Origin of the sequence: Niveispirillum sp. (genome assembly GCF_017996735.1) — a bacterium.
Lineage (GTDB): Bacteria > Pseudomonadota > Alphaproteobacteria > Azospirillales > Azospirillaceae > Niveispirillum.
Genome location: NZ_JAGOGJ010000001.1, coordinates 57,649 through 80,939, shown reverse-complemented (window position 1 = coordinate 80,939; position 23,291 = coordinate 57,649). Strand labels below are relative to the sequence as shown.

At 63.5% G+C, this 23,291-nt stretch carries 15 protein-coding genes and 1 pseudogene; 6 read left to right on the top strand and 10 right to left on the bottom strand.

Going from position 1 to position 23,291, the window contains the following annotated elements; translation table 11 throughout:
• Positions 1-13: 13 nt before the first annotated feature.
• From KBA48_RS00330 to KBA48_RS00305, 6 genes are all read right to left on the bottom strand, one after another.
• On the bottom strand, positions 14-2,068 hold the full coding sequence (locus KBA48_RS00330) for a response regulator (protein WP_292902596.1): 2,055 nt from the start codon (positions 2,066-2,068) through the stop codon (positions 14-16).
• A 4-nt stretch (positions 2,069-2,072) separates the two neighbouring features.
• Entirely contained in the window at positions 2,073-2,552 is a 480-nt protein-coding gene (locus KBA48_RS00325; protein ID WP_292902594.1) for a response regulator, read from the bottom strand.
• Positions 2,549-4,816 (bottom strand): ATP-binding protein, encoded by a 2,268-nt coding sequence (locus tag KBA48_RS00320; protein ID WP_292902592.1) that lies wholly within the window; start codon positions 4,814-4,816, stop codon positions 2,549-2,551. The genes KBA48_RS00325 and KBA48_RS00320 overlap by 4 nt, the downstream gene beginning before the upstream one ends.
• Positions 4,817-5,089: 273 nt before the next feature.
• Complete coding sequence (locus KBA48_RS00315; protein ID WP_292902590.1) at positions 5,090-6,397, bottom strand: MFS transporter; 1,308 nt, start codon at positions 6,395-6,397, stop codon at positions 5,090-5,092.
• A complete protein-coding gene (locus KBA48_RS00310) occupies positions 6,387-8,927 on the bottom strand; it encodes a hypothetical protein (RefSeq protein ID WP_292902588.1) in 2,541 nt (846 codons plus the stop codon). The genes KBA48_RS00315 and KBA48_RS00310 overlap by 11 nt, the downstream gene beginning before the upstream one ends.
• 16 nt (positions 8,928-8,943) lie before the next feature.
• Positions 8,944-11,115, bottom strand: coding sequence for a TonB-dependent receptor (locus KBA48_RS00305; RefSeq protein WP_292902586.1), 2,172 nt, complete (start codon positions 11,113-11,115; stop codon positions 8,944-8,946).
• A 175-nt stretch (positions 11,116-11,290) separates the two neighbouring features.
• Between KBA48_RS00305 and KBA48_RS00300 the strand changes: the two genes are divergently transcribed.
• Both KBA48_RS00300 and KBA48_RS00295 read left to right on the top strand, forming a co-directional pair.
• Positions 11,291-12,817: a carboxylesterase family protein gene (locus KBA48_RS00300; RefSeq protein ID WP_292902584.1), complete on the top strand. Its 1,527-nt coding sequence runs from the start codon at positions 11,291-11,293 to the stop codon at positions 12,815-12,817.
• Positions 12,814-13,494, top strand: coding sequence for a TetR/AcrR family transcriptional regulator (locus KBA48_RS00295; RefSeq protein WP_292902582.1), 681 nt, complete (start codon positions 12,814-12,816; stop codon positions 13,492-13,494). Before KBA48_RS00300 ends, KBA48_RS00295 begins: the two co-directional genes overlap by 4 nt.
• Before the next feature lie 3 nt (positions 13,495-13,497).
• Here KBA48_RS00295 and KBA48_RS00290 read toward each other — a convergent pair whose 3' ends face one another.
• Entirely contained in the window at positions 13,498-15,105 is a 1,608-nt protein-coding gene (locus tag KBA48_RS00290) for a long-chain-fatty-acid--CoA ligase (protein WP_292902580.1), read from the bottom strand.
• Between the two features lie 344 nt (positions 15,106-15,449).
• Between KBA48_RS00290 and KBA48_RS00285 the strand changes: the two genes are divergently transcribed.
• From KBA48_RS00285 to KBA48_RS00270, 4 genes are all read left to right on the top strand, one after another.
• The gene (locus tag KBA48_RS00285) at positions 15,450-16,742 is read left to right on the top strand and encodes a hypothetical protein (RefSeq protein ID WP_292902578.1); all 1,293 of its coding nucleotides are present in this window, start codon (positions 15,450-15,452) and stop codon (positions 16,740-16,742) included.
• Between the two features lie 324 nt (positions 16,743-17,066).
• Positions 17,067-17,900 carry a helix-turn-helix domain-containing protein gene (locus tag KBA48_RS00280; RefSeq protein WP_292902576.1) on the top strand — a complete coding sequence of 278 codons (834 nt, stop codon included), beginning with the start codon at positions 17,067-17,069 and terminating at the stop codon, positions 17,898-17,900.
• Between the two features lie 283 nt (positions 17,901-18,183).
• A complete protein-coding gene (locus KBA48_RS00275; protein WP_292902574.1) occupies positions 18,184-19,041 on the top strand; it encodes an FAD-dependent monooxygenase in 858 nt (285 codons plus the stop codon).
• A gap of 52 nt (positions 19,042-19,093) precedes the next feature.
• Positions 19,094-19,848, top strand: a protein-coding gene (locus KBA48_RS00270; protein ID WP_292902572.1) for an IS5 family transposase whose coding sequence is annotated in 2 segments (ribosomal slippage) — positions 19,094-19,430 and positions 19,430-19,848 — 756 coding nt in all. Because the reading frame shifts where the segments join, the coding sequence is not laid out codon by codon here.
• Positions 19,849-19,866: 18 nt separating this feature from the next.
• Here the strand turns inward: KBA48_RS00270 and KBA48_RS00265 are convergent.
• The 3 genes and pseudogenes from KBA48_RS00265 to KBA48_RS00255 all read right to left on the bottom strand — a co-directional run bounded on the left by KBA48_RS00265 (position 19,867) and on the right by KBA48_RS00255 (position 23,213).
• Positions 19,867-20,859 carry a pyridoxamine 5'-phosphate oxidase family protein gene (locus tag KBA48_RS00265; protein ID WP_292902570.1) on the bottom strand — a complete coding sequence of 331 codons (993 nt, stop codon included), beginning with the start codon at positions 20,857-20,859 and terminating at the stop codon, positions 19,867-19,869.
• 215 nt (positions 20,860-21,074) lie between these two features.
• Positions 21,075-22,799, bottom strand: a pseudogene (locus KBA48_RS00260) (TonB-dependent receptor); the annotation flags it as partial.
• A gap of 30 nt (positions 22,800-22,829) precedes the next feature.
• Positions 22,830-23,213: a TonB-dependent receptor plug domain-containing protein gene (locus tag KBA48_RS00255; protein ID WP_292902568.1), complete on the bottom strand. Its 384-nt coding sequence runs from the start codon at positions 23,211-23,213 to the stop codon at positions 22,830-22,832.
• Positions 23,214-23,291: the final 78 nt, after the last annotated feature.

Sequence of the window (23,291 nt, the reverse complement as noted above, 5' to 3'; positions counted from 1 at the left end):
CGCAGCAGCATCCTCAGAGGCGATGGCGGGCGTTGGTCGGCGCCGACGCGCCCGGTTCCGCCAGCATGGCGGTGACACGTCCGACCAGGGCTGCGGTTTCAAACGGCTTCTGCAGGACCTGGCATCCGGGCTCCAATATCCCGGTACCCAGTGTGATGTCATAGGCGTAGCCGGTCATGAACAGCACGGGCAGACCGGGTTGGCGCTGCCGTGCCGCCTCGGCAAGCTGGCGGCCATTCATGCCGGGCAACCCCACGTCGGAAACCAGCATGTCCACGCGCAATCCGCCATCCAGCAGCGCCAGCGCCTGCGGGCCATTGGCGGCCTCCACCACCTTCAGCCCCGCATCCTCCAGCGACTGCACGGCGACCATGCGGACCAGCGTCTCATCCTCGACGATCAGCACCGTACCGACGCTGGCATCGCCTGCGCCCTCGGTATCGGGGGTTGCCGCCATCTCCATCTGTTCGGCCCGGCATCGGGGCAGATACAGCCGGACCAGCGTTCCCGTGCCAAGTGTACTTTCGATGCTGACCAGCCCGTTGGACTGGCTGACAAAGCCATAGACCTGGCTGAGCCCCAATCCGGTACCCTGGCCGATCGGCTTGGTCGTGAAAAACGGATCGAAGGCGCGGCTGATCACCTCCGGCGGCATGCCGGTCCCCGTATCGCCCACGGTCAGCAGCACATAATCGCCGGCGGGGCTGCCGTGCGAAACCTCGTCTTCCGCCAGCCGGGCGTTGGTCGCGGATATCCTGACAAGGCCACCAGCGGGCATGGCATCGCGGGCATTGACCACCAGATTCAGCAGCGCGATCTCCAACTGGTTGGCATCGCACCAGGCGGGCCAGACATCGGGCGGGCAATGGGTGTCGATGGTCACCTGCTCGCCCACCGTGCGGCGCAGCAGATCCTCCATGCCGCGCACCAGCATGTCGGGATGGATCGCGCCCGGCCGCAGGGGCTGGCGTCGGGCAAAGGCCAGCAGGCGCTGGGTCAGGGCTGCGGCCCGCGTGGCACCGGCCTTGGCATGGGTGGCGTAGGAGAGCAGCCCCTCACGGTCACCGGCATCCAGCCGAGAGATGAGCAGTTCCAGATTGCCGGTGATGGCGGTCAGCAGATTGTTGAAATCATGGGCAATACCGCCCGTAAGCTGGCCCAGCGCGTCCATTTTCTGGGCCTGGCGCAATGCCTCCTGCGCCTGTTCGCGCTCCACCACCTCCGCCCGCAATTTGGCATTGGCTGACACCAGTTCGGCTGTGCGCGCCTCCACCTGACGTTCCAGTTCCTCACGGCTTTCCGACAGGAACCGGCGCAGCTTCGCGGCGTCGTCGATATCGGTGCAGGTCCCGAACCAGCGAATGATCCGCCCGCCGTCGCGCAGGGGCAGAGCGCGGCCAAGGAACCACCGGTAGACACCGTCCGCCTGGCGCAGCCTGTACTCGATCTCATATTCTTCGCCGGTGTCCAGCGCCACGTTCCACCGCGCCAATGTGCGGTCCATGTCATCGGGATGCAGCACCTGCGCCCAACCGGTACCGTCACAGTCCCCCGGATTGGTGCCGGTATAATCGTACCAGTTCCGATTGAAGTAATCGACGCCACCATCGGCGCGTGCCGACCAGACAAGCTGGGGCATACTGTCGGCGATGACGCGGAACTGCGCTTCGGCCTGATGACGCTCGGTCAGGGTGCGCGCCTCATTGATGGCCCGTGTCACCGCCGCCGGCAGCCTAGCCATCCGTTCCTTCAGCACATAGTCGCGCGCACCTTGACGCAAGGCTTCGACCGCCGTTTCCTCACCCATCTTGCCTGACAGGAAGATGAAGGGAATGTCGGGCGCCAGTTCCCGCGCGATGGTCAGCGCGGACAGACCGTCGAACGCCGGGAGCGCGAAATCGGCCAGGATCACATCGAAGGGCCCGTTGCCAAGCGCCTCGATGAAGGCCTGGCGTGTCTCCACATAGGTCACGTCGCAGGCAAGCCCGGCCTTGCGCAGGCGCGTACAGGCCAACTCGCAGTCCAGGGGGCTGTCTTCCAGATGCAGGATGTTGATGCTGCTTGGCATTCCTTCAACCGCCCTGCCCAGCCGGGGAAGCAAATGAAGAGCGGCGGATGGTCACCGGGGGCTCGTTCAGGATGGCCCAGAAGACGCCCAGGTCACGGATTGCCTGAAAGAAATCCTTGAAATTGACCGGCTTCACCACGAAGGCATTGACCCCATGCTGGTAGCTGCGGACCAGATCACTCTCCTCGCGCGACGCGGTCAGCATGACGATGGGGACATGGCGCGTTTCCGGATTGCCCTTCATGCGTTCCAGCACTTCCAGCCCGTCCACCTTGGGCAGCTTCAAATCCAGCAGGACCACGGCCGGCGTCAGGGTGAATTCACCCGTCTGCGGATCGCGACGGGTCAAAAGCGCCAACGCCTCTTCCCCGTCACGTGCCACGATGACGTCATTGGCAAGCTGGCATTTGCCCAGCGCCGCCAGCGTCAGTTCCAGGTCTCGCGCATTATCCTCGACCAGAAGGATGGGTTTCAGGTTACTCATGCGGACCCCTTCCGTCCGGTTTCGCCGCCCCGCATGTGAGGCAGCGTGAAGTAGAAGACAGCCCCTTCGCCGACGCGGCCCTCCGCCCAGGTGCGGCCGCCATGACGGTCGACGGCACGCCGGACATTGGCCAGACCGATGCCGATCCCTTCGAATTCCTCGCTCCGGTGCAGTCTCTGGAACACGCCGAACAATTTCTTCTCATACGCCTGGTTGAAGCCGACCCCATTGTCGCGAACCCAGAACAAGGTTTCGTCGGCCTGCTTCTCGCAGCCGATTTCAATCCGGGCGGGTTCGCGCCCCCTTGTATACTTGATCGCATTCGACAGAAGGTTCTGCAGGACAAGCCGGATCATGGCCGGGTCCCCGCGTATGGCGGGCAACGGGGCGATTTTCCACTCGACAGGCCTGCCAGCCACCTCCGGCTTCAGCATCTCCTGGATATCCGCAAGCAGTTGATTCATATCGATGGTGACGGGGGTCAACTCGCTGCGGCCCATCTGGGAGAAGTGGAGAAGATTGTCCACCAACAGGCCGGCCATGTTCGCGGCATCGACAATGGTGTCCAGGTAACGCCGGCCCGTGGCGCTGAACCGCTCTGCCTCCAGTTCATGGAGCAGTTCGGCATAGCCCACGATATGCCGGAAGGGCGCGCGCAGATCATGGGAAATGGAATAGGAGAAGGATTCCAGCTCCTTGTTGGACCGGGCCAGTTCGCGTGACAGGTCCGCCAGTTCCTCCGCCTTGCGCAGGACGATGCCGATGATCGCATGGCGCAGGTCGGCCGCAGTTTCCCGTTCCGCGTCGCTCCAGGGAACGGCCCGATGGCGCACCTCCTCCTTCCACGCTTCGAAGGAGGTGCGGGGGCTCAGCCGTGTCAGGCCGGGCTGATGCCCCGTCGGCTTACGCGGATCACCACCCCAGCGTACCGTGCGCACCACCTCCGGCCGGAACCAGAGGATGTAGCTGGCATGCAGCTTCGATACGGCGATGGCCAGAAGACCTGCGGCCTTGCCCTCGAACCCCGCTGCCGGGGGATACAGCGCCGACAGATTGTCGGTCGCGAATTGTTCAGGCTCCCCCTGTTCCGCCAGCCAGGCGACCAGCCCCTTTACCGCTTCGCTGCCCGGCGTCTGCCCGATCAGGGCACAGGTCTGCTCAAAAACGATGGCTGCACCGCTGGCACCGGCAAAACGCAGTAAATCATCGGGAACGTCCTGCAGGCCGGCAATGAAGGGGTCGGCCTGCGCCATGGCGGCCAGCAGTCGGGCCTGGATGACCTTCAGCGCGATGCGCTTCTCCGCGTCGCGGCGATCCTCCACGGCGGCAATGCGTACCGACAATATCTGGGCGATCAGGTCACAGGCCGAGCGCACGGCGTAGGAGACCACGCGCGGCTCACGGTGATGGCAGGAGATCAGGCCCCATAACCGGCCGCGCAACAGGATCGATACGGACATGGAGGACGCCGTTTCCATGTTGCGCATATATTCGACATGGGTGGGCGACACGCTGCGTAACACGGAGAAGCTGAGATCCAGCGGTCGTCCCGTTGCCGGGTTAAGCGCCGGCACGATGGCAACCGGCACATAGGACGCGTCGGGGATAAGCCGCTGACGGTTCAGCCGGTAAAGCTCACGCGCTTGAGCCGGGATGTCGCTGGCTGGAAAGCGCAGGTCCATATAGGAGGGCAGCCGCCCATTGCCATCCTCCCCCACCACGGTGCCATGCCAGTCGGCATCGAAACGGTAAATCAGGACACGGTCGAAGCCGGTCAGCGCCCGCACCTCCTGCGCCGCACAAGCCAGTATCTCCTCCGCTGCGTCCAGCGTCTCCAGGCGCTCAATGGCCTCACGCATGCGCGGATAGACGCGCTCGATCTGTCCGTTGCTGCCGTGCAGCCCCTCCAACTCGATAAGGGCCGCGCCATCGTCCCCGCCATGGGCCAGAATCTGGAGGCTTCCGGCCTCGGCCAGATCAATAATGCCCAGCGGCATGGGCCGGTTCGGCAAATGCGGTTCGGTAAGGAAGCCTGCCACACAATCCGTCAGGGACGGGTGCAGCACCTCTTCCGGTCCCCGGCCCAGCGCCCCCTCCAACGCCAACGCCAGGGCGGGACCGGCATTGGCGCTGGCCTGGGTCAGGCGCCACCCGCCGCAACCGTTGGCGGTAAAGGCCAGCAGCATCCCATGGGGTTGGATGCTGCCCGGAATATGGATCGGCTCCCGGCTACAGACATCAAGATCGAGGTCACCAGTCGTCATGGGATCCTATTGACAGGGAACACGCAAACCATTGGCAGCAGGTTAATCTGATTTTGCCCCTGCCGGAAGATGGGTTGGCACTGCCTGTCAATATTGTCTCACAGCAACCATGTGTAGAGACTTCCATATATAGTATGACCTAAGTCTTACAACGTCATATCCTTCCAAATTGAGAACCCAATGGTAGCAAGGCTTTCGGATAATCCGACTAACCTTCCCCTGCTCACCCACTGCTCTTTACAATCAGAATCCATAAACGGATGCCGCTATTGATCAAGAGACGGGTTGTCCGTGCTTTGCGCCCCGAAACGCCACCCAGGCCATCACCCCATGGCCGGTAATGACGGTGCCGGCGACCAGTGACAGGATGAACAGGACCTGCCCATCCTGCAACGCCGCCCCGGCCTGATAGCCGGTGGCCGCCAGCGCGACATAGGCCACCCCCACCGCCAGCGCCCCGCCCATTTTCTGGGTCAGCACGAACAGCGCAAACAGCATGCCGGCGCGTGGGGCTCCGACGATCTTCTCCTCGACATCCACAAGGTCCGCGACGATGGACTTGGTCAGGAACATCCAGACCCCCATGGTGGTGCCGAACAGGGCGAAGGCCCCGCACAACAGCGGAACGTTCCCCGATGGCGCCAGCACCACCAGCAGGATCAGCAGGATGGACAGCAGCGAGGACCAGCCGATGGTGCGCGGCTTGCCCAACCGATAGCTGAGCTTGATCCACAAGGGCACCACCAGTACTCCCGCGATGTAAAAGCACAGCAGCAACAGGCTGGCGCGCTCCCCCACCCCCTTGGCCAGGGCCAGATAATAGGACAGCCCGCCCAGCACCCCACCGGAAATCCCCTGCACGAAATCGGCCAGCAGCAGGCGCGCCAGGAAGGGCTGGCGGCGCAGGGCCGTCAGCACGGCCCGAAACGGGTTCACATCCGTGGATGTCGGCGACGGGGCCGGCTGTTCCCGTCCGGACAGCAGCGTCAGCCCGATCATGGGCAGGGTCAATCCCATGACCAGGGCCCCCAGCATATGGGCACGCATCTGGACCGGGTCCCCGGCACCGGCTTCGAACAAAGCCGGCAGCAACATGGCCAGCAGGCTGCCGCCGATGGTGACCATCAGCATCGCCCCCTGGATACGTGACCGGTCATGGTATCCAGTCGCGATATCGGCGCTCCAGGCGGTATGGGTGATGGACAGCATGGTGTTGGCCGCCGTCACGGCGAACAGGGACGCGATCAGCCACAGGCCGCCCGCCCCCTGCGGCGGAAAAAACAAGGCCCAGAGCGACAGCACCAGCAGCGGCGCCGACGCCGCGATCCAGGGCCGGCGACGTCCCCAGCGGCTGTGTGTACCGTCCGTCAAAGCCCCCATCAGCGGATCGGTCACCACGTCCCAAATACGGGCGACCATGAAGATTACGCCGATCATGCCAACGCTGATGCCCACATGCTGCGCGTAGAAGGGAGGAAGATAGGCCGCCAGCGGTACATTCAGCATGGCGGTGGGCAGGGCTGCCGCCGCGAAGAACCAAAGGCCGCGGGTCGTAAGGCCCTGCGCGCTGTCATTGCTCAAAACGGCTCTCCTGACGGGTATAGCGGATACGGGTCACGCGACCCTCGCTTTCGGCGGACAGTACGCGAAGGCCGGGGGCCGCCGCGACATCCAGGGCGGCGGCCGTCTCCACATGGGCCGTGAAGCCATCACCGTCGCGGACCAGCCGCACGCTGACATCATGGGAGCCGGCTGGCACCACGCCTTCGGCCCAGTCCAGGTCGACCAGGTCCGGACTGATCCGCACCCGCGTGAAGCCGGGCATGGCCGGCGATACACCCAGCACATGCCGCGACAGAAGATGCGTCGGGGCTGCGGAGAAGCCGTGGCAGAGGCTGGCAAAGGACGACATGGATTCCCACAGGGTGGTCGCCCCGGCCTCCAGCATGGGGCCATAGCGGCGGCGGGTCTGGGCCAGGGCAGTGACGATCCGCCCATGGCGCACCAGCGCCTCGCAGACGAAATGGCCATAGAAGGTGTTGGCCATCACCACCCCCCGCTCCTCGTCCAGCCTGTCGCCGACGGGGACCACGGGCGGTGCGGCCGTGCGGGTTTCCCGTTCCGGGTCGCAGGCCCAGGTCAGGGCGCGGGCGACCCGGTCGGCGGGCGGGGTGCCCCAGAGGGCCATGGCGGCCACTCCGTGCTGTGACACGCGTCGTTCCTGAGATCCGGTATCGGGCAAGACCATGTCCACCCACACGCCCCGCGTCTCGTCCCAATGGCTGGCATCCAGCGCGGCGATGATGGCATCGGCCCGATGCCGGTACTTCACCGCCGCCTTCCCGAAGCCCACGGCATCGGCCAATGTCGCGGCGGCGCGCAGGGCACCGGCGAACTGCGCGTTCAGCGCCGCCGCCTCCCCCTGCCGGCCCAACCCGGCCCAGTCCATGAAATGCCAGTACGGCATGTCGACGACCAGACCGCGCGCGCCACACAGCCGCTCGAACCAGCCGAGCGCCTTCTGGATGGAGGGAAAGATGGCCTCCACCGTCTCCAGATCGCCGGTCAGCAGCCAGTGATCCTGCGCGCACAGCACCCATTGCAGGGTCCAGTCCGGGATCAGGTTGCCATTCTCCTTATGGTCGCCGGGGGCGAACATCTGGGTCAGCCCGTCGGGACGTTGGCTTTCCGCCGCCTGGCGCAGGAACTTGGCCGCCAGCGGCGCCGCGCAGGGTCCAAAGGCGGCTGCGGCGGCCAGGTTTTCTACGGTCACGTCGCCCAGCCACTGCCTCTGCTCGCGGCTGGGGCAGTCCTCCCAGGCGTCATGCATGCATTGGCGCAGCGTATAGGCCCCCACCGCCCACAGCCGCGTCAACAGCGGATCGGAACAGGCGAAACGGCCCCGTTCCTCAACGGGATAATGGCTGGCCGTGGCGCCCAGCCAGCGGAACACCAGCCGTCGCGGCGCATTGCGGACCACCACATGCATGTAGCGGATGGCGCACCATTCGAACCGTTCGAAACGCTGCACGCCCGGCCGGGCGATGTATCGGCAGATATGGGCATCGTTGCCCAGCACCCGGAAGGGTGTGATGCGCGCGTCCGGGGCCATGCCGCCCGGCTCCCATTCACCCGGCAGGCGTTCGGAACAGGCGATCTCGATCACCTCCCCGCCCGTCGCCTGGATTTCAAAGGCGGGATGGCCGGTGAAGATGCGACCGAAATCAAGCGTGAAGGCCGTATCCAGGCCGGCACTGGTCCGGACCACCGTCGGATGGTCGTGCCCGAGCAGCAGGTTTTCCGGATAGCGGATCGCGCCGGCGGGCAGCGGATGCAATGGCTCTTCATAGAGCCGGTGTGTGATGGGAAGCTCATGCCGGGGAGCATGGCCCCGCTTCCAGACGATCCGCCGGGCCGGTACCGGCTTTTCCTCCAGCAGCGGAATGCCACGCGGCAGCAGGATGGGAAAGGGTCGGACCACCAGCCCGCCATAGGTGCTTTCCGGACCCCCGCCGCGCGCCAGCAAAGGCCGGGCGACATCCCAGTGTCCGTCATCGAAATCCGGCTCCGTCCAGCCCGGCGGGAGGAGGTTGGCGTCCAGGATTTCAACGAAGCCCAGGGAATGGTTGACACGGGGTGTCTCCCGGCACCAGGCATCGCTTTCCAGGCAGCGCCATTCCTGGCGCGTGCTGAAGAGCGGCCCGTCGACCCACAGGCCGCCTTCGCCGAAGGTCGGGCGCCACATGCCCTTCACGGTTTCGTGAAAGGCCGTGTCGACGCCATAGGTATGGACCAGCACCGCCACCACATTGCGCCCCGGCCGCAGGTAGGGGGCGATGTCGTGGCTGTCATAGCGCTTGGCCAGGGGGCTGCTGCGCGCCGGTCCCCTGGCCACCTGCCGCCCGTTGACATGCAGCAGATAGCGGCCATCCACCGTGATGTCGAAGGGAACGGCACCGTCCCCCGGCGTCCAATCGGCCGTGGCGCGGAACAGGAACCAGCGGTTCTGCCCATCGTCGCGTTCCGGCTGGTGCTTCTTCACCGCCTGGAAGCCCATCTCGTCGATGGGCTGCCGTGGCGTCCACAGGAAAGGTGCCCGTACCCGATCCATCGGCCAAGCCTTTCGCTCAGAAGCGCTTCGTCAGTGTCACGCCATAGGTGCGGGGAACCGACACGACACCGCCAAAATCATCGGCACTGGTGCCGGGAATGTTCAGCGGCGACCGCGCATCCAGCAGATAGTGCTTGTTGAACAGGTTCTTGCCCCACAGCGCCACCTCGAACCCGCCATCGGTCTGCACATAGAGGCGGCCATTGAACAGATTGACCGACGCTTGCCGTGCCCGCGGGTCCAGGAAGGCGGACAGGGTCTGTTCGCCGGCATACTGATAATCGACCCGCACGCCGCCCACCATCTGCGCACCCAGGTCAGTTTCATACTGGGCAGATGCCGCCCCCGTCCATTTAGGCGCATAGCCCAACTGGCGTCCGGACAGGTCGACACCGGCCGCCGCAGCCGACGACTTGAAAATGAAGTCGCGATATTTGGCGCGGCTATAGCCGACCGAGCCGGTCAGGGTCAGGCCCCGCACCGGCGTCACGGAACCCTCAAGCTCCACACCGGTGCTGCGCGCGCTGGCCGCATTGGCGACGGAGAAGGCGACACCGTTGAAGGTGGAAACCTGCAGGTCATCGAAGCTCATGCGGTACAGGGCCAGGTTCAGGCTGGCGCGGCGCTGCCAGAACATGGATTTCAGGCCCACCTCATAGCTGGTGGCGTGTTCGGGTTCAAAGGCCAGCGTCTGCCCCACGGTCGTGGCTGTTCCGGCGTAGGGTTCGGCGTTGAAGCCGCCGGACTTCACACCCTCGGCATAGGTGGCATAGACGGAGAGGTTCCGGTCCAGCTTATAATTCAGGCTGACCAGGGGGGAGAAATCGCTCTCGCTGCTGGACCGGTTCAGCGCGGGGTTGATGATGGCATAGCCGACACCGGCCGGCGCCGTCTGGGCAATGGTGGCATCACGCGTCTCATGGCTGTAGCGGCCGCCAACGGTCAGAGTCAGCGCGTCCACAATGTCATAATTCGCCTGACCGAACACGGCGTAGCTGTCACCCGACTGGTTGAAGGTCTGATCCAGCGGCCGCACACCGGTGGCGGGGATCACCAGCCCGCCCTTGGATTCCAGCTTCTGGTGCAGGTAGAAGCCACCGACAATGTAGCGGAACCTTTCAGAGTCCGGGGAGAAGAGCTGGATTTCCTCGCTGGTCTGCGAGGCGTCGGCGATACGATAGCCCATGCCGAAGGGGAAGGCCGTTTCCGTGCTGTCGGAATCGACCACATTGTTCATCTTGGACCCGCGATGGGCAGTGATCGACCTGAGCGTCAACGGCCCCAGTTCCCAATCAATCTGGCCCGAGAAACCATAGGTCTTCATGTCGTTGACCTCTCCCGCGCTGCGGGAGGTGCGGTAATCGTAGATGTCCGTGGGCACCCCATCGCGGCGGCGCAGATCGGCCGTGCTGCCATAGCCCTCGTCGCGCTGATAGTCAGCGATCAGGGTAATGGCCACGGCCTCCGACGGGTCCAGCGCCAGCTTGGCCCGACCGCCATAGGTCTTCAGCGATCCCAGCTTTTCGCCATTGGCGATGTTGGTGGTGTAGCCGTCACGGTCCGAATAAAAACCGGAAAGGGAGGCGGCGGCCACATCCTCGACCAGGGGACCGGCAACCCGGCCCTGCAGGCGCACGCTGTCATAATTGCCATATTCGGCAATCGCCTGACCCTCGACATTGTTGCCGGGTCGCTTGGTGATGACATTCACCGCGCCGACGGTGGTGTTCTTGCCATAGAGCGTGCCCTGCGGGCCGCGCAGCACCTCGATCCGCTCCACATCCTGCAACTGGGTCAGCACGGCCTCGGACCGGGCGATATAGACGCCATCGACAAAGAAGCCGACGCTGGGGTCGATGCCCTGGTTGGAGGTGCTGGAGGTCAGGCCACGCACGGTGAAGCGGTTCTGCTGCGGCGTCGATCCCTGCACTACCTGGAAATTCGGGGTCATCCGGGCGACATCGTCCAGCCGGTTGACACCGGCGGCCGCCAACGTCTCCCCGCCGAGGACCGAGACGGACAGCGGCACATCGGCCAGTGTCTGCGCCCGACGCTGTGCCGTCACCACAATCTCTTCCAGGACCAGCCCATCCGACGCACCCGCGTCCTGGGCATGGGCCGATACCGATATCAGGGCAAACAGGGCCACACCGCACGACAAGACGGCGGGATGCATACTCTTCTTCATCACGTCACTCCCCTTGGTCCGGCGCTTGGCATGCCGGCCCTTATTCGCGTCCTTTAGATGGACCGTGCATTCACGGTAATTTATTGATAGATGAATAAATAATTTACGCAAGCGTTTTTTGGGATGATATCTTACATTTTGGAACACGGCCGAAGACCAGACGGAGACGCGACGCATGCAGCATGACAGGGTGCAAACCCAAGCCGGCTGGCTGGTGGGCCGAAGTGATGGAACCGTTCGCTGTTTCAAGGGCATTCCCTATGCTGCCCCCCCCCTGGGCCCGCGGCGCTGGCGGCCGCCCTGCCCCTGTCCGGCCTGGGACGGTGATCGCGATGCCAGCCAGTTCGGCCCCTCGGCCTTTCAATCGGGGCCGGCTGGTATTGACGATATTACGCGGATCGGCGGGGCGCCCCCTCCCTTCAGCGAAGATTGCCTGACCCTGAATATCTGGGCGCCTGCCGACGCCCGCAACGCGCCGGTGATGGTCTGGCTGCATGGTGGATCGGGCCGGATGGGGGCGGGCTCGCTGCCCTTCTATGACGGAACCCATTTCGCCCGCAGCGGCGTGGTGCTGGTGACGGTGAATTTCCGGCTGGGTCATCTGGGCTTTTTCGCCCATCCGGCCCTGACTGCGGCTGCGGGACCCGACGAACCGCTGGGCTCCTATGGCATGATGGATCAGGTCGCGGCTCTGGGCTGGGTGCGGGACAATATCGCAGCCTTTGGCGGCAATGCCGCCAATGTCACCTTGTTTGGTGAATCCATGGGCGGCTTCCATGTGCTGGGGCTGATGACCTGTCCTGCGGCGCGCAGCCTGTTTCATCGCGCCATCGTACAATCCGGTGGCGGCTGGTTTCCGTCCAATACCGTGGCCAAGGCCGAACGGCAGGGCGTGCGGGTGGCCGAGGCGCTGGGTCTGCCAGGTGCCGACAGCTCTGTTGAGGCGTTACGCGCCCTTCCGCCCGAGACGCTGGCCACCATCGACGGAGAGTTTCATCCCATCATTGATGGCCGCCTGATGCCCGGCGATATCACACCGGCCTTGGCGGGGGGTGCCGCCAACGGTATCCCCTTGGTGATCGGGGTCAATTCAGGGGAAGATTCCCTGCTGGACTATCCCGGCCTGCGGCAGCGTTCCCTGAATGGGCTGAAGCCGCGCCGGCAAAGGGCCATCAGCCGGCTCTATGGTCAGGCGCCGCTGGTGGCGGTCGGCCTTTATTTCCGGGACATGCTGTTCACCGCACCGGCGCGGTGGGTGGCGGGTCTCAATCGAAAGGCACCCAGCTATCTCTATCTGTTCGACCATGTGTCGCCGGACCGGCGCGCCGCCGGGGATCGGGCGGCACATGGAGACGAGATATTTTACGTCTTCCGGTGGCTGGATCGACATCCGGAGGGACAGGACGTAACGGAGGCGGACCGGCTGATGTCCGACGGGCTGCACGCGCGCTGGGTCGCCTTCGCGCGTGACGGCGTGCCGGGAGACTGGCCCCCCTATACATCCGCCGACGGACGCTGGATGGTGTTCGACACGCCGGCTGGCCGGCTGGCCCCGCACCGCCCGGACCAATTGGCAAAGGTCAGTTGGATGGCGCCCATTTTGTTGATGTTATTCCGGTTGCGCTCCTTCCACGACCGATTGCTCGGGCGCCATGTCCCGCGTAGAAAGAGGGAAACTCTCAGCATGCAGACCAAGCCTTGACCACGTCAAAGCCCACCCAGACAAAGCCGCTCCGACGCCCGCAAGGGGAGAGGCGCGAAGAAACCGTCACGAAAATCCTGAACGCGGCGGAGGAACTTTTCTCCAGCCTGGGGCTGCACGGTGTCACCATCAAGGATGTGGCCAGGGCCGCCGGCATCGACACGGCCCTGGTCCATTATTATTTCGGCAACAAGACCACGCTGTTCGACGCCGTGTTCTCCCGGCGGGCCGCCATCATCAATGATATGCGCCTGCGATCAATGGCGGAGTATGAAGCGCAGGCCGGCGACGCCATGACCATCGAGGGGGTGCTGGCAGCTTTCCTGGATCCGACATTCAGCCTGCTGGTCACCGGTGACCAGGGCTGGCGGAACTATGCCGCGCTGGTGGCCATGGTCAATAACACCCCCGCCTGGGGGGGCGACACGATGCGGGACCATTTCGACCCCGTTGTTGCCGCCCTTGTCGCCCTGCTGCGCAAGCTGGCGCCCGGCACCCCGGATCGGGACCTTTACTGGTACTATCATCTGCTGTCGGGATCGCTGACCCTGTCCCTGGCGCAGACGGGTCGTATCGACAGCCTGTCAGGCGGATTGTGCAGTTCCACCGACATGCTGTCGATACGCAACCAACTCGTCTCGGTCTACGCCGCCGGCTTCGCCGCCGTGCGGAAATAGGCTTCAACCCTGTTTGCGGATCTCCGGTCGATGTTCCGCCAGGATGCGCAGGTTCTTCTTGTCCACCTTGCCCACGCTGGTGCGCGGCAGCGCCTCTATCACCATCATCTCATCCGGTACCGCATAGCGGCTGATGGCGCCGGCATCGGCATAGGCGCGCAAATGCGCTTGCAAGCCTTCAAGGCTGGGCGGCGCAATGCGCCCCTTCGTCGCCAGCACCGCCAGCGGCCGCTCCCCCCAGCGCGGATGGGGAACGCCGATGAAGGCGACATCCTCAACCGCCGGGTGACGCAGCGTCAGTTCCTCCAGAAGGGTGGCGGAGACCCATTCCCCGCCCGTCTTGATGACATCCTTCATCCGGTCGACAATGCTCACGCCCCCGTCCGGAGCGATGCGGGCGATGTCCTGGGTATGCAGCCAGCCGCCCTCCCACAGGGCTTCCCCGGCCGCCGGCGTGCCCGGATAATCATTGGTCAGCCACGGCGCGCGCAGCAGCAGTTCCCCTTCCCCGCCCCCCGCCGGCACGTCGACCCGAACATGGACCAGCGGTGCCGGTAACCCGGCGCGGCAACGCGCCTCCGGGGGATCGTCCGGCGACACGCGGGCCAGGGCGATGACCGGACCGGTTTCCGACATGCCGTACCCGCCGATTGTCGATATGCCCTTCTCCCGTGCCTGCACCATCAGGCTGGTCGGCAGGGGGCCGCCGCCAATCACCATGGTCCAGGGGGCCAATCCGCCCTCCTCCTCCCCCAAAGCATCCAGCAGCATGCGCAGGATGGTCGACACGCAATGGGAGAAGGTCACCCCTTCGGACCGTTTCAGCGCCAACAGGCGCTTGGGCTCATAACGGCCGGGATAGACCTGCTTCACCCCCACCATGACCGCCAGATAGGGCATGCCCCAGGCATGGACATGGAACATGGGCGTCATCGGCATATAGACATCACCGCGCCGGAAACCCTGACCATCGGGCTGATTGGCCAGGGCCGTTCCCACCGCCAGTGTGTGCAGCACCAACTGCCGGTGACTGAAGGACACGGCCTTGGGATCGCCTGTGGTCCCGGTGGTATGGAAAGTGGTGGCGACGGCATTCTCGTCGAAATCGGGAAAGACAAAATCGGGCGATCCACTGTCCACCATGGCCTCGAAATTGTCGACGCAACCCTCCGCCGTCGCGGGCGCCATGACGATACGGCGTTGCAGGGCCGGCAACGACCCGGCGATCTGTGCCACCAGCGGCGCGAAATCCTGGTGATAGATCAGCGTCTCCGCCCCCGTCTGGGCCAGGGTGAAAGCGATCTGCTGTGGCGACAGCCGTACATTGACGGTTTGCAGCACCGCGCCCATGGACGGCACCGCGAAATAGCATTCCAGATAGCGGTGGCTGTCCCAGTCCATCACGGCAACGGTTTGCCCCGGCTCTACCCCCAGCCGCGACAGCGCCGATGCCAGCCGCGCGATCCGCGTTTCAAAAGTGCCATAGGTGTAACGGCGGTCATCGCTGACGATCCACTGGTCGCGCCATTGCGGCAACCCGCTCAACAGGTTCTTGATCAGCAACGGATAATCGTAGGCGCCCCTGGCAGATGGATGCAGCTTCACCGGCATCGTCAGACCTCTCCCCGCACAAATCCGCCGCCCTCCGGCGGCCAGTGGGCGGGATAGTAGACCAAAATATTTATTTTCCAATGAATTAATTTGTTGACCTCTGGGGCGCTGTTGGGGCGGACCGGCATATCCCCGAGATCGGGAAGGCGGATAACCTTGTCGGATGATCAATGAAACGCCATCAAGGTGATCCACCAACACCTATCCGCACATTATGAAGCGGCTGTACCAATATCGCAGTATCGTGCCGCGACCTGCATCGTCACGCTGCTTTGCGTCCTGATGCCCGGAAAATCGCAAGCGGCCGCCAGCCACCGAACCATACACAAGCGGGAGGATGTTTCATGTTCAAGACCAGCAGACGCCGTTTCCTGGCCGCCGGTGCGGCGCTTCCCGCCGCCGCGGCGATGGCGCAGGTACCCCAGGGGCAGGAGGATCGGGTGGCGGCGGATCTCGCCCGATATATCGGCTTCGGCAGCAAGCAGGCCGGGGGGGCCGGGGACAATGCCGCCGGTAACTGGCTGGTCGCGGAACTGGAACAGCTTGGCTTCCAGGTCGAACGGCAGAGCGTGCCCACACCTTTCTTCGATACCAAGCGCGCCGAGTTGCTGTGTGGTGAGGCCAGAGCCACCCTATGGCCCCAGCCGATTGTGGTCACAACAGGGCCTGACGGCGCCACGGGTCCGCTTGTCCATATCGACGCGGGTGGCCTGACCGACGGGCCGCTAGCGGGGGCGATCGCCCTGATCGACCTGCCTCACGGCCGTTGGTCCAGCGCGCTTGCCAAACCGATCCGACAACCGATCTCGGCCGCTTTCGCGGCTGGCGCCAGGGCGGTGGTGGCCATTACCAACGGTCCGACGGGCAAGGTGATCGCGCTTAACGCCGACGGCCGGGAGCCGATGTTCGCTGGACCCGTCGCACTGATGGCGCCGCAGGATGCCCAACCCTTCCGCGCCGCGGCTTTGGCCCGGCAGAATGCTACGCTGCATCTGCAGGGGGAAACGGGGCGACGACCAGCCTTCAACTTCATCGGACGTATCGACCGCGGACGCAAACGTTGGCTGGCAGTGTCAACGCCCCGGTCGGGTTGGTACACCTGTGCCGGCGAACGCGGCCCGGGCATTGCGGCCTGGCTGTGGCTTGCACGCTGGGCAAGCCAGACGGTCAAGGACCATGATCTGGCCTTCGTCTGCCATAGCGGCCATGAATATGAGAATCTGGGCGCGTCAGAGGCGTTGAAAGCCATCGCGCCAGCGCCGGCACAGACGCGTTTCTGGTTGCATCTGGGGGCCAATGTCGCCTCACGCGACTGGCACGAACTGCCCGGCCAATGGCGGCCGCTTCCCAGCGTGGACACCCAGCGCTTTCTGTCGGTCAGCCCGGCATTGCTCCCCGTGGCGCGCGAGGTCTTTGCCGGGCATGCGGGACTTGAGGCACCCTGGACGACCGACGAACTGACCGCCGGCGAACTGACAGAGATCGTCGCCGCAGGCTACACCCCGGCTGCCGGCGTGTTCGGCATCCACCGCTATCACCATGTCGCCGATGACGATGCACGTTGTGTATCCGCTTCCAGCGTCGCCGCAACCGCCGCCGCCTTTCAGCGTCTGCTCGAAACGCAGATCCGGGGCTGACGGTGTACAGCCGATACGCTTGCCGATCAGTACCGACAACAGCACGGGATCAGAGGAGAAGGCGATCACGGCGCGTCTGGTTCTGGACGTCGAGGATCCTTGTCCAACAAGCGCATATCACTGCCTCGTCGATCATCATGTCATCCGCTGCCATCTCCAACAGTCACTGATCCAGCCAGAAACGGGACCAAAATTCCCCAAGACGTGGCAGGGTTCTCATGCCTGCCAGAATATTGCTGAATCCCGCCAGGCAGATAAGAATCATTCGCATTTATTGAGGGGCCAAGACAAGATGTGACGACAAGCCTGGAGGAGGTCGAAACAATGGGGCATCTGGCGGACATCACCGCGAAAGGTGTTTTTGATCCCCAGGAAATTCCCCGTGCCGTCTTCGCCATAGGCGGTGAGCTCGTGACCGACGGTTTCGAGCAGCCCCGGCACGAGCACCGCAAGGCGCAACTGATCATGGCGCTGCGAGGCTTGGTTACCTGTGAAGTCGCCAAGGGGCTCTGGCTGGTCCCGCCGCATTGTGCGCTGTGGATACCAGGAGGGATGGAGCATAGCGTGCGCGGGGTCGGCGAAGTGGCCTTGTATATCTTGTTTGTCGAACCTGATGCGGCGCCAGCCATGCCGAAGGAGTGCTGTACCGTGGCGATCGCCCCCCTGCTGCGGGAGTTGATCATCCGTGTGGGACACCTGCCGCCACTCTATGATCGCGAAGGTGCCCAGGGACGCCTGACCCAGACAATGCTTGATGAACTGGCCAATGCACCGGTCAAACAACTGCATCTGCCCTTGCCGGGCGACCCTCGTTTAAGGCGGATCGTGGACGGGCTTACTGCTGACCCTTCGGATCGGGCAACCATCGGCGAATGGGCGCGCCGGGTGGCGATGAGCGAGCGTTCCTTGTTTCGCCTCATTCAACGCGACATCGGGATGAGCTTCGGCCGCTGGCGGCAGCAGTTCCAGATCATGGTCGCATTGGAGCGGCTTGCCGCAGGTGATGCGGTGCAGGCCGTGGCCTTCGACCTGGGCTATGAAAGCGCCAGCGCGTTCATCACCATGTTCAAGAAGGCCCTTGGGGAACCACCGGCGCAATATCTTGCAAGCCGGCAAAACCAGACCGTCACGCGACCGAATGTCGGGAGAATGGACTAGGCGGCCCCGCCAACCAGACCGGTCTCGCAGAATGCCGCCGACAAAATCATTGCTGAGTGCAAGACCGGCGGTCGCTTTGACGGCATCAGTAAATTGTTTGGCGGAACAGCCCCATGCGCCCCAGGACGCGTTTGTCTAACCTGGTTGAGACCAATCGCGTTTCCACCGTCATCAAGCCTTTGAGCCGCAGCGCCTCGCCACGACCGTTCCCGTTGGTCGGGCTTTTGGCGGCAGGCCGCCGCACGGGTTTGGAATCGCCAACAGTTCGACATTGCGAGGTAGTATGAAAACCGACAAGAAAATCCTGATCTGTGGTGGCGGGATCGCCGGCCCCGCTTGCGCCTACTGGCTGCACAGATACGGCTATTCCGTCGTGATCGCCGAAAAGGCGACATCCTTCAGGGATGGTGGGCAGAATGTCGACATCAAGGGCGCCGGGCAGCAGGTCATCAAGATGATGGGGCTTGCCGAGGCGATCGAGGCCAGGAACACCCTGGAGCAAGGCCAGAAATATCTTGATGCCGCCGGCAAGCTGGTTGCCACGTTTCCGAAGGGGGCGCTGGGAACGCTGACAAGCGATTTCGAGATTCTGAGAGGCGATTTCGCCCGCGTCCTTTTCGACGCCACGAAAGATAATTGCGAATATCGCATGGGGACGTTCGTAACGCATCTGGAAGACAAGGACACCGGCATGGTGGCCACCTTTGCCAATGGCGATGTCGAGGCGTTCGAACTGGTGATCTGCGCCGAGGGCATGAGTTCCTCGTTGAGGAAACTGGTGCTGGCCGAGCAGACCCGCTTTCGCTATCTCGGCGCCAACATGGCGTTCTTCAAGATTCCCCGACGGCCTGAAGACGATAACTGGGCCTGGACCGTCAACAGCGTCGGTGGGACATTTATTACCCTGAGGCCGGGAAACGATACAGAAACGACCGTTCTGATCACGTTCCTTAGAAAGGATCATGACATCGCGGGTGAGAATACAGCGGCGCGAAAGGAATTGCTGATAGTCCCATGCCGTCTTCCAGCTTCATCCACTGGATCGCCTCCGGTCTCTTGGTCGAAGCGGCTCACCAAGATGGAACAGCTCTCACCCACCGCTCACATCGCGCCTAGGGTCAGAACCGCAACAGTGCATTGAAATTGCTGTGTGAATGTGATTCCAAGGCGTTATTAGCGCCCTGGAGGATTGAGTGCGGGAGATTTTCTGGCTTTTGGATGATGCGTGGGCAGCGATTGAACCACACCTTCCCCGCCATACCGTTGGTGCGCCGCGTGTTGATGACCGCCGGATTATCAGCGGGATTATTCATGTACTCAAGAGCGGCTGCCGCTGGAAGGACTGTCCGCCGGAATACGGCCCGCCGACCACGGTGTATAATCGCTTCAATCGATGGTCCGGTCGCAAGCATTGGCATCGGATGTTGCAGGCGCTGGCCGCCGGGCAATGGATTACGACCAGCGTGGCCATGGATGGCAGTTACGTGAAGGCACATCGGTGTGCCCACGGCGGAAAAGGGGGGCCAAGGCGCAAGCCATTGGCATTTCCAGAGGTGGCCAAACCACAAAAGTCCACGCCCTGACCGATACGCTTGGTCGCCCGGTGGCCCTGCATGTGACCGCCGGGAACGTTTCCGACATCACCATGGCTGAGACCCTGCTGGCTGAGGTCGATGATTGCCGCTACGTCCTGGCCGACAAGGGCTATGACAGTGGTAAATTGCGGGCCAAGATCAAGGAGAAGGGCGCGAAGCCTGTCATTCCCGGCAGAAAGTCACGCAAGAAGCCCATCCGCTTCGACAAGGTCAGGTACAAGTTCCGATGGATGGTCGAGGCCGTCTTCTGCCGCCTCAAGGACTTCCGACGCGTCGCAACCCGATACGACAAGCTCGCCAGAAACGTCCTATCAACGCTCGCAATCACAACCATCGTGGCGTACTGGACCTAATTGAGTCTGGACCCTAGATCAGTAAAGATTGGCTTTGTAATCCTTCGCCAACTCGCGTTCGACCAACCCCGGTACCGACATCACATAGCCAGCCAGCCTCGCGCTGAGCCCTTTAGACAGCTTGAGGTGGCCGGTCGCGATCTTGCCGGCCTTCAGCCCCTCAGGTGGCGGCGGAGCCGGCCAGGCAGCGACCCGCCGCAACGCAGAGCTGTCGCGAAGCTCGATGCGCGCATCGCCAACCACGGTGACAAGCTGTGGCACCTTGTCGCCGACCGTAAAGGCCTCGCGCTCGGAAGGATCGTCGGTGATCCGCGCGCGACCGTGGACGACGATCACCCGATACAGCCCGGGCACGATCAGGGCGGCCGCGACACGCGGCTGTTCAATCATGTTGCGGAAACTGTCGATCCGCCGGTTGCCGGGACGATCGGCGAAGCGGATCGCACCATCGTCCAGCCTGACCATCAGGCCGGCCGGATCCCCCTTGGGGCTGAGATCGGCGTTCGCATGGCTGTCGCAGGTTGCGAGGGCCAGGAAGCGGCACTCGCCGGTAAACGCATCCAGCGATATCTCATCTGACTTCGACACAGGCGACCAGAAATCCGACCGGATCAACGCCTTGCCGCAGTGGATATAGCATTCGTCGACCGTCACCCTGATCCCGGTCTGGTCGCTCGACGCGACACGACCATTGACCCGCATGATCTCATTGAGACCGGGAACCAGGAAGATCGATCCGAACCCGGCCCCGGGCACCAGACATCCGGTGGCATCAAGAGAGGCAGCGGGCAGAATGAGCGTATCCTGATGGCCGGTGGCCCAGCCCGGCGCGTCGCCGCCGATCAGGACATCGATATCATCACCGTGGGCGACCGACGCAACCATGATGACAGACGCCGCCAGCCAGGAGATCGCACCGGGATCGAGATGATCTATGGTCTTGGCCGTCACCATCGCCGGCGGTGTTCCTATGACAGCTTCCAGGTGATCGCGCGTTGTCAGCAAATTCATCGCAAACCCTATATCACTTGATGATCCTCCTCGACTTTATCGGATCGAGCCTGCCCGCACTTCCTTCAGCGCGCCAAAAGATCATTGGATGCCGCCACGCGGGCCATCTGATCTGCTTGAAGTATATTTGAAGGGCGATGGGGCCCAGCGAGCGGGGTGTGATCCCATCCGCTCGGCCCCGCCAAACCTTGTAAGCTTTTTGAAATTGTCAGGGTCTAGAAATCGACCGCGAGCGATGCTGTGATGCTGCGCGGCGCACCCGGGATGAGCAGGCTGCTGGGCATCCAGTATTTCTTGTTGGTCAGATTGTTGACCGCGACCCGCGTGGTGACCGGCGTTCCATTTGCGTCGAACCGGTAGCGGGCGCCAGCGCCAAGCGTGAAGAAATCATCGATCGAGAGCGAGTTGTCGGTATTGAACGCGCTGCTTCCGGTATAGTTGAGCGTGGTGTTGATCGCAAACCCGGCCAGGGCGGGCGGCGCATACTCCGCCAACAGTTTGGCCTGGAACTCGGCCACCGCCGGCGGCTCCTTGCCAACCAGCACAGGGAGCCCGTCACGGATCTTGGCGTCGAGCAACTGAACGCCGCCGACAAACCGCCACGCCTCCCCGGCATGGCCCGAGACCGACAGCTCAATACCGTCGTGGCGCTGCATGCCATCCTGGACATAGAGGGGCAACTCACCGACCCGGGCCATCAGGAACTCGAACGCACGCTCGATCCGGAACATGGCGGCGGACGCGAGCAGCGCCCCGACCTGCGCCTTGACACCGACTTCATATTGCTTGCTGACCATCGGCTGCATGACCTCCCCGACATTCGCCGATCCGGCCGGAGCGGTACCCCCTGCCTGGAGCGACTCTGAGTAGGAGACATAGCCGGTGACGTTCTCCGTAGGCTTCCACAGCAGCGCTGTGGTCGGCGTAAACTTCTCACGCTCGTCCCGCCGCGTGATCACGCCGGTAGGATTGAGGTTGGTCTGTTCGCGCCAGATGTGGCGACCGCCAAGCAGCACCTGCAAGTGATCGCCGACACTGATCGTATCGCTGAGGAAAGCAGCCGTCTCCGTCAGGTTCTGCGAACGATAGCCACGCTTGAGGCTGGGAAGCTCGAAGCCGGGATCAGCGATGTCGGGAAAATCCTGGTTGATGTTGCCGCCGGGCAGGAACATGCCGGTGGTGCTGAGACCATTGCTTGCGCGCCCGGCGAGCGTCTCCTGGCGTTGGCCATAGAGACCAAGCGTGATCGCATGATCAAGCGGCCCCGTTTCGATTGATCCCGAAATGCGAAGCTGGCCAGCCTTGGTGACGGTGCGCTGGTTGACCTTGAAGTTGCCATAGAACGTGTCGCCGGCGCCATTGGTGAGGAGCCGCGCTGTGTCGTAGAAGGAGAAAACGTTGCGGGTGAGTGCGCCGTCAAGACGGGCGGTCCAGTCACCACCGATTTGTTGGATGACCGCGAGGTTGCCGCTGTCGATTTCATAGCGATAGCCCCCGAACTTCGCGCCCAATCTCGTCGTGCCGGAGATGGGATCGGGGATGGCAAGCCCGGGCGACAGTTGGATGCCGAACGCGCTGCCCACCAGCTTCCGCCGGCTGTGCTGGCCGTCGAGCTGGATCGTCGTGGTCGGTGTCAGTTGGAAATTGTTGTTGAGGCCGATCGAATGGCGGCGAACCCCGGTGTCGAGATAGCGGTTTTGGCCACGCTCGCCGGCAACATTCAGGCGCGAGCCGAAACGACCATCGCTGGTCGAGTAACCGGTATCGACATGGCCGCGATAAAGGCTGTCTTGGGCATAGCCGACTTCTGCCGACAGGAAGGGCTGCGAGCGCGGCCGCTTGCTGACAAAATTCACGATGCCGCCAGGCGAAGTGAACCCGAACAGGAAGCCCGCTGCGCCCTTGAGAACCTGTACGCCGTCGTAAAGCTCCAGCGGTGGGTCAGAACGGCTGCCGCCGAGACCGGGGACCTAGTCCATGTAATAGGTCGAGACCGAGAAGCCGCGCAGGAGGAAATTCGTGCCCTCAGTGACATCCGCGAGGGAGGTCGTCGCCGACGGTTCCAGACGCAGCATGTCGGTCAGCGAGCGCGCCTGTATGTCCTTCAGCAGCGCACCGTCATAGGTGCTGATCGAGAAGGGGCTGTCGAGGATGGGACGGTCGCCGAGCGCGCCGAGCGACGGCGTCGCCGCCCGCCTCCCGATGACGACGATGTCGGCCATTTCCGCTTGATCGCGGGCCGGGCCGATAGTTGTGGCGGTCTCGCCTTTTGCAGCAGAGATCGCCTCCTGTGCCAGTGCAGGCGTGGCGATCAGCAGGGCGGCGAGTGACGCGCCGCCGTAGAACTTCAACATAGAAACCCCCGTCTTTCGATAATGATAGTCATTATCAATATGGGAGTGTCGTATAGTGGATGGGGACTGACGGCGATA

Coding starts and splice junctions, on each gene's coding strand:
- KBA48_RS00275 (WP_292902574.1), top strand. CDS start 18,184: ATGAAAACCGACAAGAAAATCCTGATCTGTGGTGGCGGGATCGCCGGC.
- KBA48_RS00310 (WP_292902588.1), bottom strand. CDS start 8,927: ATGGATCGGGTACGGGCACCTTTCCTGTGGACGCCACGGCAGCCCATC.
- KBA48_RS00290 (WP_292902580.1), bottom strand. CDS start 15,105: ATGCCGGTGAAGCTGCATCCATCTGCCAGGGGCGCCTACGATTATCCG.
- KBA48_RS00285 (WP_292902578.1), top strand. CDS start 15,450: ATGTTCAAGACCAGCAGACGCCGTTTCCTGGCCGCCGGTGCGGCGCTT.
- KBA48_RS00300 (WP_292902584.1), top strand. CDS start 11,291: ATGCAGCATGACAGGGTGCAAACCCAAGCCGGCTGGCTGGTGGGCCGA.
- KBA48_RS00320 (WP_292902592.1), bottom strand. CDS start 4,816: ATGACGACTGGTGACCTCGATCTTGATGTCTGTAGCCGGGAGCCGATC.
- KBA48_RS00305 (WP_292902586.1), bottom strand. CDS start 11,115: ATGAAGAAGAGTATGCATCCCGCCGTCTTGTCGTGCGGTGTGGCCCTG.
- KBA48_RS00280 (WP_292902576.1), top strand. CDS start 17,067: ATGGGGCATCTGGCGGACATCACCGCGAAAGGTGTTTTTGATCCCCAG.
- KBA48_RS00330 (WP_292902596.1), bottom strand. CDS start 2,068: ATGCCAAGCAGCATCAACATCCTGCATCTGGAAGACAGCCCCCTGGAC.
- KBA48_RS00265 (WP_292902570.1), bottom strand. CDS start 20,859: ATGAATTTGCTGACAACGCGCGATCACCTGGAAGCTGTCATAGGAACA.
- KBA48_RS00255 (WP_292902568.1), bottom strand. CDS start 23,213: ATGTTGAAGTTCTACGGCGGCGCGTCACTCGCCGCCCTGCTGATCGCC.
- KBA48_RS00325 (WP_292902594.1), bottom strand. CDS start 2,552: ATGAGTAACCTGAAACCCATCCTTCTGGTCGAGGATAATGCGCGAGAC.